We start from the raw sequence: 17,001 nt of genomic DNA on the forward strand, positions 1-17,001 counted from the left end.
TTTCCGTCGGTGGCACCCTGTAGACAGGTGGGTGTGGACGTCCTTGTGGACAGCGTGTGGATGAAGGAGGGGTGACCATGTCGATCGCAGAGAGCAGCGCGTCTGTCGAGGTCAGTGAGCTCACCCCCGAGGAAGCCCGCGCGGCCTTCGACCGAATCGCCCACGCCGCGATGGACGTGAGCGGCGAGGAGTTCCTCGCCGCCCTCGATGAGGGCAAGTTCGATGACGTCGACCCCGATGACCACCCCGGGCTGCTCGACGTGCTCATGGCTCTTCCCCTCGTACGCTGACGCCTCGTGCCGGGAGCTTCGCCGTATCAAGCGGTCGAGGCGTTCCTGGCCCCTCTAGAACGAGCGATTGCCTGCCTAGGCAGCGGAAAGATCGTTGTCTCGCCTGGCGGGCGCGCGGCGACGGACAAGACGCATCTCTGGCGGCTCAATGGCGGAGACGGCCTTGTCCTACGTGGTGACGCGGCCGGCTGCCGGTTCCTGGCGTCCATGCACTACCGGATCATCCCAACCGACCCCGAGAAGTACGACGTCGAACAGGGGCGCTGGCGGGTCACGACGTCGGCCTACCTGTATGAGTTCCGGACGCCGGACAACGCGAAGCTGTGGGCGATGCACTGGCACCCGGCTGGCAAGAGCCACGCCACCTTCCCGCACCTCCACCTGTACACCGTCCGCTCCGAAGGGCACTTCGTCACGCCGCGACAGACCCTCGAGTCGGCGGTGCAGTGGTGCATCGAGATGGGAGCAGAGCCGCAGAACCCCCAGTGGCGCACCGTGCTGGCCGAGTCGGAGGGCATCCACCAGCTCTACCGATCGTGGTCGGAGGACCCGCCGCCGCTGGCAACTGACCGGTGATGCCGGGCCTCACCTCGCGGAATCCAGAGCGTGGGTTGGTCAGCCGAGGGTCCACCCCGCTTCCCATAACCCGCCCTCCTCCGACCGCGCGGCGCCGGGGGAAGGGTGGGCCGAAGGCCCATCCCGAAGGGACGCGCAAGCGCCCTTCCGGCGGCCGGCGCGGTCGGAGATAATCCCGCGGGGCTGGGGCGGGTGCCGCCTCCGGGAGCGGCGTCTGACGCTGCTGCCGCCGGCCCCGCAGTCCGCACACAGTCCGCAGATGGTCCGCAAAACGGCCGAAATCGGCCGACGGCGCCCGGCAACAGCCAACGGTGAAAGGCCTGTTCAAGACGGGTTTCCAGTCACAGCCCACTGTGCCAAACCGCCCCTCGGACGATTTTGCAAGGCGGGGGTTAGGGGTTCGATTCCCCTCGTCTCCACCGCACCGCCCCCCACCGCAGCACCGACGGCGGGAGCAGCGCTCACGTCGGTGCGCCCGCCGCGTCCCGGACTCCTGCCGGCTCCTGCTGCCGCGCGCGCAGGAAGTCCAGCAGAACGCCGGCGAACAGCTCCGGTGCGGTCGTCATCGCGACGTGCCCCTGGCCGGGCAGTTCCACCACCCGGGCGCCGGGGAGCGCACCCGCGACCAGCCGGCTCGCGGCCGCCAGCTCCGGCGAGCTCTCCGTGCCGGCCATCAGCAGCACGGGGATCCCGAGGCCGGCGAACCGGGCGCCGTCGAACCGGTACTCCTCCTCCGCCCGGGTCTCCCGCACGACGGTGTGGGCCGCCGCCACCCGGCCCGCCCAGGACGGGTCCGCCCGCATGAGCGCCAGGTGCTCCGGGGGCACCCCGGCGACCTCGCTCAGCATCGACAGGACGACCTCCTCCCGGCGTCCCTCGGCGAGCAACCCCTCCATCCGCTCCCGCCACCCCGGCGGCGAGACCGCCTGGACGGCGGGCTCGTAGAGCGCCAGGCGCCGGATGCGGTCGGTCAGCAGCGCCGCCTCCAGGGCGCAGTGCGCGCCGTAGGAGTGGCCGAGGACGTCGACCGGCGTCCCCGTGGCCCCGGCGACGGCCTCCACCACCGCCGCCACGTCCTCGGCCTCGCGCTCGAGGGCGTAGGACCCGGCGTCGCCGCTGGCGCCGCGCCCGCGCCGGTCCACCGCGTGCATGGTGACGTGCGGCTCGAGCAGCGGGCGGACGGTCCGCCACCGGGTGCGGTCGGCGGTCGTGCCGTGCACGAGCACCAGGGCCGGTCCCCGGCCGCGGCTCTCCCACGCGATCGGCGTGCCGTCGCGGGACGTGACCGACACGAGCGGCGGTTCGTGGGCGTCCATCGTGGTCTCCCTCCGGGTACCCCGTGGCAGGGAGCCTTCTCGCCGCGGGTCCCCGCCCGCATCGGGCGGACGCCCTATTCCCCGAGCAGGCCGTGCTCGACGGCGAAGAGCGCCGCGGCGGGCCGCGTGGTGACGCCGGCCTTGCGGTAGATGTGCTCGACGTGGTGGCCGACCGTCTTGGCCGAGATCCACAGCCGGCCGGCCACCTCGCGGTTGGACAGCCCCCGGGCGACGAGCCGGAGCACCTCGACCTCGCGGTCGGAGAGCCCGGCCGGCCGCCGGGTGGGCCGCGGGCTGCGGTGCCGGTCGTCGGCTCCGGCCAGCACCGCGTCGGCCGCGGACCCGTCCAGCCGGCCACCGGTCACCTCGGCCCGGAGGAGGTCCCGCGCCCGTGCGCGGTCGTGCGCCGGTCGGTGCGGGCGGTCCTCGAGCAGCGCCGTCCACACGTCGGCGGCCGCCAGCAGCCGCGCCCCCCGGGGCAGCTGCGCACCCCGGCTGCCGCGGTGGTACCCCGACCCGTCGAGGCGCTCGTGGTGCGCGCCGGCCAGCGCGGCGACGGGACGCAGCCCGCGGCACCGGCCCAGGACCCGCTCGGACAGGTACGGGTGCAGCCGCACCCGCTCGGTCGCCTCGACGCCGAGCGGGCCGGGCTGCTGCCACACGCCGGCCGGCACGCCGACCGTGCCCAGGTCCGCGACCAGCGCGGCCCGGTGCAGCACGGCGAGCTCGGCCCCGGGCAGCCCGCAGGCGCGGCCGGCCGCGCGGGCAGCGCCGGCCAGGCGCGCCGAGCGGCCGCGGCGCCACGGCGAGCGCATGTCCGCGAAGTCGCCGACCGCCGCCAGCGCCCCGTCCAGGGCCTCCGGGCCGAGCCGGTGCACCGGCCCCGGCTCGGCCGCCAGCACGTCCTCCCACGGCTCGCCGCCCGGGTCGGGCACGCCGACCCGCCGGACGGCGTCGACCACCGCGGGGTCGTAGGCGCGGCCGCGCCGCCGCCGCAGGACGTCCACCGCCGCGTCCGGGCCCGCGCGCCGCCGCCAGAGCACCGCGTCCCGCGCCACGACGACCACGCGGACCGCGACCGGCACCGCCTCCCCGGCCAGGCCGTCCGGCAGCCCGTGCCCGTCCCAGCGCTCGTAGGCGTGCGCCAGGGCGTCGACGACGCCGGGGGCCAGGCCGAGCCGGGCGGCCAGCCGGGCTCCCACCTCGCAGTGCGACACCTCCGACCGCGCCGATCGCAGCACCTCCCCGACCAGCCGCGCCCGGCGCGGCAGGGCAGCGCCGCGGCCGGTCTCGCGGACGACGGTCCGGAGCACCTCGCCGGGGGAGCCCATGTAGGCCGGGGCCACCTCGGCGACGAAGCGCAGGTCGTCCCCGCCCGCGAGGCGCGCGGTCGCGGCGGCGTCGGCCGTGCAGCCGAGGAAGCGGAGCAGGGCGACGTAGTGGACGTCGGAGGCGGTGGCCGGGTCGAGCCCGAGGTCGGCGGCCACCGCCGTCGCCAGGCGGCAGGTCTGCAGCGCGTGCTCCATCGGCTGACCCGTGGCGAGGTCGGTGGCCAGCGAGATCGCCGCGATCAGCTCCGTCGTCCGCAGACCGCCGTTCGCCGGGGACGAGACCACCGCACCAGTGTCGCGCCGGCGTCGACGCCGGCGCGACGGCCCGGGGACCTCCGGCCCTGGACGGCGGCCACCGGGACCGCCACGGTCGGAAGCCGCCACCGGCCGGCCGGTGGGGCGGGCCGGGGCTCTCCCCGAGGAGGAGCCATGGCCCGCATGACCATGGACTGCCGCAGCATGCCCAGCGACGACAACTGCACCGTGCTGATCGCCGGTGAGGAGGACGAGGTCCTCGAGCTCGCCGCGCAGCACGCGGTCAGCGCGCACGGCCACGCCGACGGCCCGGAGCTCCGGGACGGGCTGCGCCGGGCCATGCGCCCCGAGCACGAACTCGAGCTGGAGCAGGGCGCCTTCCTCCAGCTCGTCGAGTTCCACGCCGCGGACCTCGACGGGTTCCGCAGCGCCGCCGAGCAGTGGCGGGAGCGGATCGGCCGAGAGGCCACGGCCCGCTGGGCGGTGGTGGGCGCCGACCGGGACCGGTCGGGCACCTACGTCGAGGTGGTGGCCTTCCCCGACCACGCCTCGGCGATGCGCAACTCCGAGCACCCGGTGACCGCCGACTTCGCCAAGCGCCTGCAGGAGGTCGTCCAGGGGGAGGCGTCCTTCCGCGACCTCGACGTCGTCGAGGTCCTGCGCATGTGAGCAGGCCGGGGACGCCGTCCTGCCCGCCTCCTCTGCCGGCGCCAGTGGGAGAGTGGAGGGCGTGACCGAACAGACCCAGCCTGCACGGCGTGCCGTCCTGCACACCAACCAGGGCGACATCACCGTCGACCTGTTCCCCGACCACGCGCCCAAGACCGTGGCCAACTTCGCCGACCTGGCCGAGGGCCGCCGCGAGTGGACCCACCCGCAGACCCGCGCGACGACCACCGACCGCCTCTACGACGGCACGGTGTTCCACCGGATCATCGACGGGTTCATGATCCAGGGCGGCGACCCGCTCGGGCAGGGCATCGGCGGCCCGGGGTACCAGTTCGGCGACGAGATCCACCCCGAGCTGGCCTTCACCAAGCCCTACCTGCTGGCGATGGCCAACGCCGGGCCCGGCACCAACGGCTCCCAGTTCTTCATCACCGTCGCCCCGACGACCTGGCTGACCGGCAAGCACACCATCTTCGGCGAGGTCGCCGACCAGGCCAGCCGCGAGGTCGTCGACCGCATCTCCAAGGTCCCGACCGCCCGGGGTGACCGGCCGGTGGAGGACGTCGTCCTGGAGTCGGTCGAGGTGCAGCGCAGCTGACCACCGGCCCGGACGACGGGGGCGCCGGCCCCGGCCAGCCGCAGCCGGCGCCCCCGACACCCACCTGCTACCGGCACGCGGACCGGCCCACCCGGATCTCCTGCACCCGGTGCGGGCGGCCCATCTGCCCGGAGTGCATGACCCCGGCCTCGGTCGGGTTCCAGTGCCCGGAGTGCGTGCGCGAGGGGCAGGCCTCGGTCCGCCGCCCGCGCCCGACCCCGCCGCTGCGCCGCGCCGGACGGCGGTTCGGCGTGGTGACCGTCTCGCTCATCGCGGTCAACGTCGCCGTCTTCGTGGTGACCGCGGTCTCGGCCGGGCTGGCCGGGGCCAGCCCGCTGGACAACCAGCTCTCCCCGCTGTTCGCCCGCTTCTCCCAGGTCCCGGTGCTCGTCGCGCTCGGGGAGGACTGGCGGGTGCTCACCGCGGCGTTCCTGCACATCGGGCCGGTGCACCTCGCGCTGAACATGCTGGCCCTGCTGCTGTTCGGCTCCGAGCTCGAACGCCAGCTCGGGCGGTGGCGCTACCTGGCCGTCTACGTGGTCTCGCTGCTCGGCGGCGCGGCCGCCCTGCAGCTGTTCGGCGAGCCCGGCCGGCCGGTCGCCGGGGCCTCGGCCGCCATCTACGGCCTGCTCGGCGGCCTCGGCGTCCTCATGCTGGTCCGCCGCGAGGACCTCCGGGCGCTGCTCACCCTGCTGGCCATCAACGTGGTCATCAGCTTCCTGCCCGGTGTCTCGCTGCTCGGCCACCTCGGCGGCCTGGCCGCCGGCATCGCGGCCACCGGCGTGCTGGTGCTGTCCCGCCGCCGGCAGCGGCTGCAGGTCGTGCTGGTGCTGCTGCTCGCCGGCGTGCTGCTCGCGACGGCCCTGACCGTGCCGACCCTCGCCGTGCTCGGGCACGCCTCCGGGTAGCGGCGACGCTCACCGGTGGAGCCCACCGGTGGAGCTCACCGGTAGAGGTCGTGCAGCGCGCGGGCGACGTCGGCCGGGTCGGCACCCAGGTCGCGCCGCCCCAGCAGCACCAGCCGGCCGTCGTGCCCCGGCCGCGCGGTGTCCAGCTCGAGCAGCCGCGACCGCACCCCCCACCGCCGGGTCTCCCGCACCCGCACGTCCGGGCGCCCGAGCCGCTCGGTGCCGCCCAGGGTGCGGACGGCGACCCCCGCCGGGCCCGCCGACAGCCGGGGCCGCAGCAGCAGGTCCCGGGTCCCCAGCGCCGCCAGGAGCAGGGCCGCGGCGCCGACGAGCACCCGGCCCGCCGGGTCCAGCAGCAGCGCGGCCCCGCCCAGCAGCAGCCCGCCGACCCACAGCAGCACGCCCTGCGCACGCGGTGCCGACCACTCCACGTCCCCAGCCTGCCAGCACCCCGGCCCCGGACCCGTCCGTCCCCAGCCCTCCCGTGCGCTCCCCCGCGGCCACGGCCCGTCCACAGCCGGGGACGGGCGGGTCGCGGTGCCCGCGGCGGTCGCATCATCCGTGGTCAGGCCGCGTGTCAGGGCCCACCGCACGGGGTAGTCACATCGCGCGGTGACCGTCGACCCCGCCGGCGCCTTGTCGACTCGTCCACAGCTGTGTGCACACCTGGGGACAAGTTCCACGTCTGTAGTTACCCGCGTGCCCTTCGCGTCACATCCGCCTCAGCAGGCGTGAAACCCCAGGTCAGCGCGATCTCGTCGAACAGGCGTTCTCCACACGCGGTGGACAACTCTGGGGGTATCGCGCCACGTCGACCTGTGGACGACGAGCGGCCCTGTGCACAGCGTTCCCTGTGCACAACACGGGCCGTGGCCGAGCCTTCACACCTCCCCCGGACGCAGGCCGGCCCCCGTCCCGGGTGCGGGACGGGGGCCGGGGGCGGGCGCCGGGGTCGGGTCAGCGCCAGCGCATCGACATCACCAGGCCGGCGACCATCAGGCCGAACCCGATGGCGAAGTTCCAGGCCTGCAGGGACACCATCACCGGGATCTGGTCCCCGGCGACGTAGTACACGACGATCCACAGCAGGCCGAGCACCATGAGCGCCACCATCACCGGCGCGTACCAGCGCGGGCTGGGCTGCAGCGCCCGGACGTTCCCCCGTGGCTGCAGGGTGCCCTGCGGGGGCGTGTAGACCGACTTCTTGCGCACCTTCGACTTCGGCACGTGGAACTCCCTCCGGGGCCGGGTCGTCGCGACCGGCCGTCACCGATCCCAGCCTAAGCTGATCGCGTGGCCGCAGTCCGCAGCCTGACCGCGGGGGGCAGGCGCCGCCCCTCGGCGTGGGCGGTCCTCGTGCCGGTCGTGGCCCTCGCCGCCGGCCTGCTGTTCGCCACCTCCCGGCAGGCCGCCGACGGCGTCGACCTGCGCGGCGGCGACGTCACCGAGCTCTCGACCCTCGTCCAGCAGCGCCGGGAGGACCTCGCCGGCCAGCGGGAGGAGCTGACCGCGCTCCAGCGGCAGGTCCAGGCCGTCACCGACCGGATCGCCGCCCACGACGGCGACGTCGCCGCCGCGCAGGAGCGCGCTCAGGGCGGGGCGCTCTCGGCCGGGCTGGTCGCGCTGACCGGGCCGGGGGTGGAGATCACCCTCGACGACGCCCCCCGCCGGCCGGACGGGTCGCTGCCGGTGGGGGCGCGGCCCGACGACGTGGTCATCCACCAGTCCGACGTGCAGGCCGTCGTCAACGCCGTGTGGGCGGCCGGCGCGGACGCCGTTGCGATCATGGACCAGCGGCTGATCGCGACCAGCGCGGTGCGCTGCGTGGGCAACGTGCTGCTGCTCCAGGGCCGCACCTACTCCCCGCCCTTCGTCGTCAGCGCGATCGGGGACGCCGAGGCGATCCGCGCGCAGCTGGCCGCCTCCCCGCAGGTGGGGCTGTTCCGGCAGGCCGTGGCGGACTTCGGGCTGGGCTTCGACGTCCGCGACCGCGGGCAGCTGACCGTGCCCGCCTACGATGGCTCGCTGGACATGGAGCACGCGAGCGCCGTCGACCGCTGAGCCGGGCCGGGCGGGCCGGGTGCCCCGACCGCCGTCCCCCGGGAGAGCCGAGCCGCCGTGACCCGCCCCGTCCTCGTCGTCGACAACTTCGACAGCTTCGTCTACAACCTCGTGCAGTACCTCGGGCAGCTGGGCGTGCGCTGCGTGGTGCGGCGCAACGACGCGGTCACCGTGGAGGAGCTGCCCGACCTGGACGTCGCCGGCGTGCTCCTCTCCCCGGGGCCGGGCACCCCCTCCGGTGCCGGCGTGACCGTCCCGATGGTCCGGGCCGCGGCCGAGGCCGGGACGCCGGTCCTGGGCGTATGCCTCGGCCACCAAGCGATCGGGGAGGCCTTCGGCGCCCGGGTGGTCCGGGCCCCGGAGCTGCTGCACGGCAAGACCAGCCAGGTGGTGCACGAGGGCGCCGGCGTCCTGGCGGGGCTGCCGTCGCCGTTCACCGCGACCCGATACCACTCGCTGGCCCTCGACCGGTCCACCGTCCCCGACGAGCTCGAGGTGACCGGGAGCACGCCGTCGGGGATCGTGATGGCGCTGCGCCACCGCGAGCTGCCCGTCGAGGGCGTGCAGTTCCACCCGGAGTCGGTGCTCACCGAGGGCGGGCACCGGATGCTGGCCACCTGGCTGGCCGCCTGCGGCCTGGCGCCGGACCCGGCGGCCCTGGAGGCCGCCAGCGCCGCCGCCCGGCGGCTCACCACGGTCGCCACCGCCTGAGCGCCCGGCCGCGCCCCCAGGGGCCTCCCGGGCGTCGTCCGGGATCAGCCGCCCCCGGTGTCGGTCTCCCCGCCGCCGTCCTCCCCGCCGCCGGCGGGGGGCTCCGTCGGCGGGGCCTCCTGCACGACCAGCAGGGTGATCTCGCCGTCGGGCTCCACGGTCTGGCCGGGCCGCGGGTCGCTGCCGGCCACCGTGCCCGGCGCCTGCCCGCCGCCGGACTCGGTCGGCTGCACGGAGATCGTCCCGGTGAAGCCGGCCGCCGCCAGCGCCTGCCGGGCGGCCGCCTCGCTCTGCCCGACGATGCCGGCCGGCACGGTGATCTCGGTGACCCCGCCGGAGACCTGCAGCGTGACGGTCTGGTCGGCCGTCGCCTGGGTGCCGGCCGCCGGGTCGGTGGCCACCACGGTGCCCGCGGGCCGGTCGGACTCGACCTCCTCGGTCGCGACGTCGGTGAACCCGGCGCCGCGCAGCTCCTGGGTCGCGGCCGCCTGGTCCTGGCCGGTCACGTCCGGCACCGCGACGTCCCCGTCGGAGACCTGCAGGTTCACCCGGGTGTCCGGGGCGACGGCGCTGCCCTGCTCGGGGTCGACCGCGATCACGGTGCCCTCGGGCTCGGCGGAGTCGACGGTCTCGGTGTCCACGCTGGTGAAGCCGGCGTTCTCCAGGGCGGTCCGGGCGTCGTCGACGTCCAGGTTGACCACCGGGGGCACGGTCAGGGTGTCGACGCCGCCGCCGACGACGAGGGTGACCTCGCTGTCGGGGTCGACCTGCGCGCCCCCGGCCGGGTCGGAGCTGAGCACCCGGCCCTCCTGCTCGGCCGTGCTCGGCTGCGCGGTGACCGCGCCGACGGTCAGCCCGGCGTCGCTGATCGCCGAGCGGGCGTCGGCCTCGGTGTCGCCGACGACGTCGGGCACGGCGACCTGGGTGACCGGCGGGGGCGTGTCGTCGGCGTTCCCCAGGACCAGCGCCAGGGCGATGATCCCGCCCAGCAGGACGACGGCGGCGGCGATCAGCGCGACCGTGCGGGTGCGCCGGCGCCGGGACGCGGCCTCGTCGTCCTCGTCCCACGGGCCGTCCCCGTCGTAGCCGCCGGGGGTGGCGCCGAGGATGGTGGTCTTCTCGGCGTCGTTCATGACCGGCGTGGCCTCGACGCGCTGGCCGGCCAGCGCGCGCAGCAGGTCGCTGCGCATGTCGGCGGCCGACTGGTACCGGTTGGCCGGGTTCTTGCTCATGGCCTTGAGCAGGATCGCGTCCAGCTCCGGCGGGATGTCGGGGTTGATGGACGACGGCAGCCGCGGGTCCTCGCGGACGTGCTGGTAGGCCACCGCGACCGGCGAGTCCCCGGTGAACGGCGGCGCCCCGGTGACCAGCTCGTAGAGCAGGCAGCCCACCGAGTAGACGTCGGAGCGGGCGTCGACGCCCTCGCCGCGGGCCTGCTCGGGGGAGAGGTACTGGGCGGTGCCGATCACCGCGGCCGTGGAGGTCATGGTGGCCGCCGAGTCGGAGACGGCGCGGGCGATGCCGAAGTCCATGACCTTGACCGCGCCCTGGGGCGTGATCATCACGTTCCCCGGCTTGACGTCCCGGTGCACGATGCCGTTGCGGTGGCTGAAGTCGAGGGCGCCGCAGATGTCGGCGGCGAAGTGCATGGCCCGCTCGGGGGAGAGCACCCCCTCGCCGCGCAGCACGTCGCGGAGGGTCTGGCCCTCCACGTACTCCATGACGATGTAGGGCGTTGCGCCCTTGGTGTCGCGGTCCTCGCCGGTGTCGTAGACGGCCACGATCGCGGGGTGGTTCAGCGAGGCCGCGGCCTGCGCCTCGCGGCGGAAGCGCACCTGGAACGACGGGTCGCGGGCGAGGTCCTGGCGGAGCACCTTGACGGCGACCTCGCGGCCGAGCCGCAGGTCGCGGCCGCGGTGCACCTCCGCCATCCCCCCGCGGCCGAGCACCCCTCCGATCTCGTAACGCTCGCCCAGCACCTGCGGCGTGGTCATCGGGGGTCCTCTCGGGCGGTGCGGTCCTGCGTGCGGGGGGCCTGGGAGCCGGGATCCCGGCGACGGTGCTCCCGCCGGCGCGGGGGACGGCCGCCCGACGGGTGACCGGCGGGCAGCGTAACCGCTGGGACGGCGCCGTCCCGGGCGGCGCGGGGCAGCCGGCTCACCCGACCGGACCCTCCGCGTCCTCCGCCGCACGGCCCTCGCGCGCACCAGCGTCCCCGCCGGTCGGGTCGTCCTCCGGCGCGGCCTCGCCGGGCAGCGGGGCCTCGGTCGGCGCGGGGCTGCCCTGCTGTCCGCCGGTCTCCGTCGGTTCGGTCGTCGTGGTCGGCGCCGCGGGCGTCGTGGTGGTCGTCGTCGGCGCGGCCGAGGTGGTGGTCGGGGCGGCGGTCGTGGTGGGCGCGGCCGTGGTGGTCGGCGCGGGCTCCTCGGTCTCCTCCGGCTCGCCCTCGTCCTCGGTCTCCTCGGCCGGCGGGGCGTAGTCGTCGGGCGCCACGAAGAGCGTCACCGTGCTGCCCTCCGGCACCGCCTGGTCGGCCGGGTCGGACCCCACGACGGACCCGGCGGCCAGGGCGATCCCCCAGCGGGAGACCTCGTCGGCGGTGGCGCCCCGCTGCTGCACCTGCAGGCCGCTCCCGCCGAGCAGCTCGGCGATCTCGTCGGCGTCCCGGCCGACGTAGGCCTGGGTGTCGACCAGCACCGTGCCGGCCGAGGTGGTGATGCTCGGCGCGGGGCCGCTGGTCCGGGTCGTGTCGGTGCTCTCGCCGTCGCCACCGAGCAGGAACCACAGGCCGCCGGCGACGACGAGCAGCAGCACCAGCCCGGCGGCCGGCCAGGCCCAGCGCCCACGGCCGCCGGCGGCCGCACCGCGGTGCCGGCCGGCTCCCGGCGGGGGCGCGTCGTCCCCGTCGTCCGGCTTCCGCAGCGGCGGCACGGGGCGGGCCCCGGTGCGCTCGCCGGTCGCCCCGGCGACCGCACCGCCGGCGGCCGCGGCACCGAGGACGGCGGTGTGCCCGTCGCCGGCGTCGCGGACCACCTCGGTGCGCGCCGTGGGGGTGGCACCGGTGGCCGGCCGCGTACCGCTGACCGGCCCGGGCGCGGGGGGGACGCCGGTCAGCCCGGTGCCGGCCGCGACCGAGCGGATGGCGGCGGCGAAGGCCCCGCCGTCGGGGAACCGGTCGGCGGGGTCCTTGGCCAGCGCCCGCTCGACCAGCAGCCGCACGGCGGGCGGGATCTCGGTGGGCAGCGGTGGCGGCGGGCGGTTGATGTGGGCCAGCGCCACGGCGACCTGCGAGGTGCCGTCGAAGGGTCGCCCCCCGGTCAGGCACTCGTAGCCGACCACGCCGAGGGAGTACACGTCGGAGGCCGCGGTGACCTCGAACCCCTGCGCCTGCTCGGGGGAGAGGTACTGGGCGGTGCCGACGACCATGCCGGTGCGGGTCAGCGGCGTGGCGTCCCGGGCCCGGGCGATCCCGAAGTCGGTCAGCTTGACCACGCCGTCCGGGCGGACGATGAGGTTGCCCGGCTTGATGTCGCGGTGGACGACGCCGGCCCGGTGCGCCGCCGACAGCCCGTCGGCGGCCTGGCCCAGCACGTGCAGCGTCCAGTCGACCGGGAGCGTCCCCTCCTCGTGGAGGATCGTCACCAGCGGCTGGCCCTCGACCAGCTCCATGACCAGGAACGCCAGCCGCGCGCCGCGGTCGTCCTCGGTCTCGCCGTAGTCGTAGACCGACGCGATGTTCGGGTGGGTCAGCGCGGCGGTGTGCCGGGCCTCGTTGCGGAACCGGGCCACGAAGCTGGGGTCGCCGGTGAACTCGCTGCGCAGCACCTTGGCCGCCACGACCCGGTCGAGCACCCGGTCGCGGGCGCGCCACACCTCGCCCATGCCGCCGGTGGCGATGGGCGCGGTGATCTCGTAGCGGCCGGCGAGCACCGTGCCGGTGGACAGCGCCATCAGCCGCCCTGCCCCTCGAGGTAGGTCGAGATGACCTGGCGGGCGATGGGCGCGGAGGTGTCGCCGCCGGTGCCGCCGCCGTTGGCGACGAACACGGCCACGGCGATCTGCGGGTCGTCGGCCGGGGCGAAGCCGATGAACCAGTTGTGGTCCGGTCCGGCGTTCTCCGCCGTCCCGGTCTTGCCGGCGACCTGGACGCCGGGCACCTGGGCGCGCCGGCCGCTGCCCTCGGTCACGACGCTCACCATCATCTCGGTCAGCTGGTCGGCGACCTCCGGGGTCACCGGCTCGCCGAGCTCCTCGGGGTCGGTCTGGTCGATCACCGACAGGTCCGGGGCGCGCACCTGGTCGACCAGGTAGGGCTCCATGAGCGTGCCGTCGTTGGCCACGGCCGAGGCGATCATCGCGGCCTGCAGGGGGGTCATCCGGACGTCCTGCTGGCCGATGGAGCTGACGCCGAGCTGGGCGTCCCCCTCGATGTCGCCGATGCTGCTGGGCGCGACCGCGAGCGGGATCTCCCGGCCGTCGCCGTCCATGCCGAACGCCTCGGCCATCTCGCGGACCCGGTCCTCGCCGAGGTCGATGCCCAGCTGGGCGAAGGCGGTGTTGCAGGAGATGGTGAGCGCGTCGATGAGCGACTGCTCGCCGCTGCTGCTGCAGGCCGAGCCGCCGAAGTTCTCCAGCTCGGTGGAGGTCCCGGGCAGGGTCAGCGTCTGCGGGGCCGGGATCACGCTGTCGGGGGTGTAGCCCTCGGCCAGGGCCGCGGCCGAGACGACCACCTTGAACACCGATCCGGGTGGGTAGTTGTCGCCGATCGCCCGGTTGAGCCGCGGGTCGCGCTCGGCCTCGTTCAGCTCGGCCCAGTAGTCCCGGATCGCCTGCGGGTCGTGGCTGGAGAGCAGGCCCGGGTCGTAGGTCGGGGTGCTGGCCAGGCCCAGGACCGCGCCGGTCGACGGGTCGAGGGCGACGACGGCGCCGGTGACCCCCTCGAGCGCGGCCATCGCGGTCTGCTGCACCTCGGCGTCGAGGGTGAGGACGACGTCGCCGCCGGAGGGGTCCCGGCCGGTGAACAGGTCGGCCAGCCGGCGCACCAGCAGCCGCGGGTCGTTGCCGGAGAGGACCTCGTCGGCCGCGCGCTCGGTCTGCTCGTTGCCGTAGACCAGCGAGTAGTAGCCGGTGACGCCGGCGTAGACCGGGCCCTCCGGGTACTGGCGCAGGTAGGTGAGCCGGCCGTCGGTGGGGACCGAGAGCGCGACCTCGCTGCCCTCCACGACGATCGACCCGCGTTCGCGGTCGTACTCCTCGGCCAGGACCCGGGTGTTGCGGGTGTCCTCGCGCAGCTCGTCGGAGCGGACGACCTGGATGACGTTGACGTTGACGATCAGCAGCGTGAAGAGGACCAGCACGCTGATCGCGACGCGGCGCAGGGGGGCGTTCACGGTTGCACGACCTCGGTGGGGGCGTCGCCCAGCGCCGGCTTGGGCGGGGCGGCGGCGGGCGCCGGGCGGCGGGCGGCGTCGCTGATCCGGACGAGGACGGCGACGAGCACGAAGTTGGCCACCAGCGACGAGCCGCCGTAGGCGAGGAACGGGGTGGTCAGGCCGGTCAGCGGCAGCAGGCCGGTGACCCCGCCGAGGACGACGAAGACCTGCCAGGCCACGGCGAAGGCCAGCCCGGCGGCCAGCAGCTTGCCGAAGGCGTCGCGGACGATCAGCGAGGTCCGCAGGCCGCGCTCGACGAGCACCAGGTAGACGATGATCACCGCGACCAGGCCGAACAGCCCGAGCTCCTCGCCCACCGCCGAGGCGATGAAGTCGCTCTTGGCGATCGGCACCTGGTCGGGGCGGCCGCCGCCGAGCCCGGCCCCGAACAGCCCGCCGGTGCCCAGCCCGAACAGCGACTGGGCGACCTGGAACCCCGAGCCGTCGTAGTAGGCGAAGGGGTCCAGCCAGGCGTCCACGCGCTGCTGCACGTGGCCGAAGACCTGATAGGCGATGAAGGCGCCGCCGGCGAACAGCGCCAGCCCGATGAGCAGCCAGCTGGCCCGCTCGGTGGCGATGTAGAGCATCACCACGAAGATGCCGAACAGCAGCAGCGAGCTGCCGAGGTCCCGCTCGAAGACCAGCACGAGGATCGACAGCATCCAGGCGACCAGCACCGGGCCGAGGTCGCGGCCGCGGGGCAGCTCCAGGCCCATCACCCGGCGGCTGGCCAGGGCCAGCACGTCGCGCTTGTCGACCAGGTAGGCGGCGAAGAAGACGACCAGGCAGATCTTGGCGAACTCGCCCGGCTGGATGCTGAACCCGGCGACCCGGATCCAGATCTTGGCGCCGTTGACCTCCGACAGGGAGGCGGGCAGCACGGCGGGGATCGCCAGCAGGACCAGGCCGACCAGCGCCAGCGTGTAGGCGAACCGGGACAGCAGCCGGTGGTCGCGCAGCAGCACGAGCACGGCGACGAACAGCGCCACGCCGAGCGTGGCCCACACCAGCTGCACGGGCGCGTCCTCGCGCGTCGCGGTGGCGTCGATCTGCCGGTCGGCGAGGTCGAGCCGGTGGATCACGGCCAGGCCCAGGCCGACCAGCAGCGCCACGCACGGCAGCAGCAGCGGGTCGGCGTAGGGGGCGAACCGGCGCACCACCAGGTGGGCGACCAGCCACAGGGCGCTGATCCAGACGCCGAAGGTGGCCAGCTCGGTGGTCAGCGACCCGGTGAGGGTGAGGTCCACGATGGCCTGCGCGGTCAGCGTGATGAGGACGGCGAAGCCCAGCAGCGCCAACTCGGTGCCGCGCCGCTTCGGCGTCGTGACGCCCGCGGCGGCGCGGGGGTCGGTGGTGGGTCCGACGGTCACGGCACCTCCCGGCAGTCCACTCCCGGCTCGGGCGTCGAGGGCGACCGCGTCGGTCCCGTGGGCACGGAATCGGTGGGCACGGGGTCGGTGGGCACGGAATCGGTGGGCACGGGGTCGGTGGGCACGGGGTCGGTGGGCACGGGGTCGGTGGGCACGGACGGGGCGGGCAGGCCGGCGGTGGCGTCGGCGCCCAGGTCGGTCCCGGGGAGGGGGAGGCCCAGCGAGGGGCTCGCGCCGGCGCCCGCCCCGTCGTCGGCCTGCTCGTCCCCGGACGGGCAGACGGGCAGCCGCGAGGAGCGGAGCATCGCGACGATGCGGTCGGCGTGGGCGCCGTCGGTGGCCTCGATGCCGCGGCGGACCTTGCTCGCGTCGGCGGGGGTCAGGTCCTCGACGTCGAGGTCGGTGACTGTGGCGACCTGGTTGAGCTCGAGGCCGAGCAGCGAGGTGTCCAGGCCGCGGTAGACGGTGACCCGCTCGCCGTCGGCGACGTCCTCGACCCCGACGAACCAGTTCGACAGCAGCCACAGCCAGGCGCCCACGGCCGCGGCGGCCACCAGCAGCAGCCCGGCCAGGCCCCAGAGCAGCCGCCGGCGGCGGGGCGGGGGCGGCGCGGTGGCCACGGGCGTCGCGGGGGCCGACGGGGGCGGCGGGGGCCCGGCGAGCGCGGCCCGGCCGGCGGCCGAGCTCGGGTCGACGGCGCGCTGGCCGGCGTTGTCCCCGGCCGCGCCGTCGACGACCGGGTCCACGGGCGCGGGGCCGGCGCCGTCCTCGACGACGTCGGCGACGATGACGGTGATGTTGTCCGGGCCCCCGCTGCGCAGCGCCAGCTCGACGAGCCGGTCGGCGGTGGCCTGCGGGTCGGGGTCGGTGAGCGCCTCGGCGAGGGTCTCTTCGCTGACCACGCCGGAGAGCCCGTCGGAGCACAGCAGGTAGCGGTCGCCGGCGCGGGCCTCCCGCATCGACAGGTCGGGGTCGACGTCCTGGCCGTTGAGCGCGCGCAGCAGCAGCGAGCGCTGCGGGTGGTGGTTGGCCTCCTCGGGCGTGATCCGCCCGTCGTCGATGAGGGTCTGCACGAACGTGTCGTCGTGGGTGATCTGGGTGAGCACCCCGTCGCGCAGCAGGTAGGCGCGGGAGTCCCCGACGTGGCACAGGGCCAGCCGTCCCCCGGCGAAGAGCACGGCGGTCAGGGTGGTCCCCATGCCCTCCAGCTGCGGGGACTCGCGGATCACCTCGCGCAGGTGCTCGCTGCCGTCGAAGACCGCCTCGCGCAGCGCCTGCAGCATGTCGCCCGAGGGCGCGTCGTCGTCGAGGTGCTCGAGCGCGGCGATGACGACCTTGCTGGCGACGTCGCCGGCGGCGTGCCCGCCCATGCCGTCGGCGACGGCGAGCAGGCGCGGGCCGGCGTAGACGGAGTCCTGGTTGTTGCCGCGGACCAGGCCGCGGTCGGACCGGGCGGCGTAGCGCAGGGAGAGGCTCACCGGACCCCC

At 75.5% G+C, this 17,001-nt stretch carries 16 protein-coding genes; 7 read left to right on the forward strand and 9 right to left on the reverse strand.

Annotation, left to right across the window (positions count from 1 at the left end; genetic code table 11):
- Positions 1-77 precede the first annotated feature (77 nt).
- The gene (locus tag D0Z06_RS13250) at positions 78-290 is read left to right on the forward strand and encodes a hypothetical protein (RefSeq protein ID WP_117377953.1); all 213 of its coding nucleotides are present in this window, start codon (positions 78-80) and stop codon (positions 288-290) included.
- A 6-nt stretch (positions 291-296) separates the two neighbouring features.
- Positions 297-866, forward strand: coding sequence for a hypothetical protein (locus D0Z06_RS25100; RefSeq protein WP_147332048.1), 570 nt, complete (start codon positions 297-299; stop codon positions 864-866).
- A gap of 461 nt (positions 867-1,327) precedes the next feature.
- On the opposite strand, the gene D0Z06_RS13260 is transcribed toward D0Z06_RS25100, so the two are convergent.
- Complete coding sequence (locus D0Z06_RS13260; RefSeq protein WP_117377901.1) at positions 1,328-2,182, reverse strand: alpha/beta fold hydrolase; 855 nt, start codon at positions 2,180-2,182, stop codon at positions 1,328-1,330.
- 74 nt (positions 2,183-2,256) lie between these two features.
- On the reverse strand, positions 2,257-3,798 hold the full coding sequence (locus D0Z06_RS13265; protein WP_117377902.1) for an HD domain-containing phosphohydrolase: 1,542 nt from the start codon (positions 3,796-3,798) through the stop codon (positions 2,257-2,259).
- 144 nt (positions 3,799-3,942) lie between these two features.
- Between D0Z06_RS13265 and D0Z06_RS13270 the strand changes: the two genes are divergently transcribed.
- The 3 genes from D0Z06_RS13270 to D0Z06_RS13280 all read left to right on the forward strand — a co-directional run bounded on the left by D0Z06_RS13270 (position 3,943) and on the right by D0Z06_RS13280 (position 5,943).
- Positions 3,943-4,437: a DUF1059 domain-containing protein gene (locus tag D0Z06_RS13270; protein ID WP_117377903.1), complete on the forward strand. Its 495-nt coding sequence runs from the start codon at positions 3,943-3,945 to the stop codon at positions 4,435-4,437.
- Between the two features lie 61 nt (positions 4,438-4,498).
- Positions 4,499-5,035: a peptidylprolyl isomerase gene (locus D0Z06_RS13275; RefSeq protein ID WP_117377904.1), complete on the forward strand. Its 537-nt coding sequence runs from the start codon at positions 4,499-4,501 to the stop codon at positions 5,033-5,035.
- A gap of 137 nt (positions 5,036-5,172) precedes the next feature.
- Complete coding sequence (locus D0Z06_RS13280) at positions 5,173-5,943, forward strand: rhomboid family intramembrane serine protease (RefSeq protein ID WP_158579980.1); 771 nt, start codon at positions 5,173-5,175, stop codon at positions 5,941-5,943.
- Between the two features lie 35 nt (positions 5,944-5,978).
- Here the strand turns inward: D0Z06_RS13280 and D0Z06_RS13285 are convergent, their stop codons facing one another.
- Positions 5,979-6,374 carry a PH domain-containing protein gene (locus tag D0Z06_RS13285; RefSeq protein WP_117377906.1) on the reverse strand — a complete coding sequence of 132 codons (396 nt, stop codon included), beginning with the start codon at positions 6,372-6,374 and terminating at the stop codon, positions 5,979-5,981.
- Between the two features lie 526 nt (positions 6,375-6,900).
- Entirely contained in the window at positions 6,901-7,170 is a 270-nt protein-coding gene (gene crgA, locus D0Z06_RS13290; protein ID WP_117377907.1) for a cell division protein CrgA, read from the reverse strand.
- 66 nt (positions 7,171-7,236) lie between these two features.
- On the opposite strand from crgA, the gene D0Z06_RS13295 reads away from it, so the two are divergent.
- Positions 7,237-8,004: a DUF881 domain-containing protein gene (locus D0Z06_RS13295; RefSeq protein WP_233517659.1), complete on the forward strand. Its 768-nt coding sequence runs from the start codon at positions 7,237-7,239 to the stop codon at positions 8,002-8,004.
- 57 nt (positions 8,005-8,061) lie between these two features.
- Positions 8,062-8,715 carry an aminodeoxychorismate/anthranilate synthase component II gene (locus tag D0Z06_RS13300; RefSeq protein ID WP_117377908.1) on the forward strand — a complete coding sequence of 218 codons (654 nt, stop codon included), beginning with the start codon at positions 8,062-8,064 and terminating at the stop codon, positions 8,713-8,715.
- A gap of 44 nt (positions 8,716-8,759) precedes the next feature.
- Here the strand turns inward: D0Z06_RS13300 and pknB are convergent, their stop codons facing one another.
- From pknB to D0Z06_RS13325, 5 genes are all read right to left on the reverse strand, one after another.
- Positions 8,760-10,709, reverse strand: a complete 1,950-nt coding sequence (gene pknB, locus D0Z06_RS13305) for a Stk1 family PASTA domain-containing Ser/Thr kinase (RefSeq protein ID WP_117377909.1) — start codon at positions 10,707-10,709, stop codon at positions 8,760-8,762.
- A 163-nt stretch (positions 10,710-10,872) separates the two neighbouring features.
- Positions 10,873-12,663: a protein kinase domain-containing protein gene (locus tag D0Z06_RS13310; protein ID WP_117377910.1), complete on the reverse strand. Its 1,791-nt coding sequence runs from the start codon at positions 12,661-12,663 to the stop codon at positions 10,873-10,875.
- Positions 12,663-14,102, reverse strand: a complete 1,440-nt coding sequence (locus D0Z06_RS13315; protein ID WP_117377911.1) for a peptidoglycan D,D-transpeptidase FtsI family protein — start codon at positions 14,100-14,102, stop codon at positions 12,663-12,665. Before D0Z06_RS13315 ends, D0Z06_RS13310 begins: the two co-directional genes overlap by 1 nt.
- Positions 14,099-15,514, reverse strand: coding sequence for an FtsW/RodA/SpoVE family cell cycle protein (locus D0Z06_RS13320; protein ID WP_117377912.1), 1,416 nt, complete (start codon positions 15,512-15,514; stop codon positions 14,099-14,101). Before D0Z06_RS13320 ends, D0Z06_RS13315 begins: the two co-directional genes overlap by 4 nt.
- Entirely contained in the window at positions 15,511-16,992 is a 1,482-nt protein-coding gene (locus D0Z06_RS13325; protein ID WP_117377913.1) for a PP2C family protein-serine/threonine phosphatase, read from the reverse strand. The genes D0Z06_RS13320 and D0Z06_RS13325 overlap by 4 nt, the downstream gene beginning before the upstream one ends.
- Positions 16,993-17,001: the final 9 nt, after the last annotated feature.

Source organism: Geodermatophilus marinus, from assembly GCF_003428645.1.
In the GTDB taxonomy this organism is placed as follows: Bacteria; Actinomycetota; Actinomycetes; order Mycobacteriales; family Geodermatophilaceae; genus Geodermatophilus.

Coding starts and splice junctions, on each gene's coding strand:
- D0Z06_RS13250 (WP_117377953.1), top strand. CDS start 78: ATGTCGATCGCAGAGAGCAGCGCGTCTGTCGAGGTCAGTGAGCTCACC.
- D0Z06_RS13260 (WP_117377901.1), bottom strand. CDS start 2,182: ATGGACGCCCACGAACCGCCGCTCGTGTCGGTCACGTCCCGCGACGGC.
- D0Z06_RS13270 (WP_117377903.1), top strand. CDS start 3,943: ATGGCCCGCATGACCATGGACTGCCGCAGCATGCCCAGCGACGACAAC.
- D0Z06_RS13280 (WP_158579980.1), top strand. CDS start 5,173: ATGACCCCGGCCTCGGTCGGGTTCCAGTGCCCGGAGTGCGTGCGCGAG.
- pknB (WP_117377909.1), bottom strand. CDS start 10,709: ATGACCACGCCGCAGGTGCTGGGCGAGCGTTACGAGATCGGAGGGGTG.
- D0Z06_RS13310 (WP_117377910.1), bottom strand. CDS start 12,663: ATGGCGCTGTCCACCGGCACGGTGCTCGCCGGCCGCTACGAGATCACC.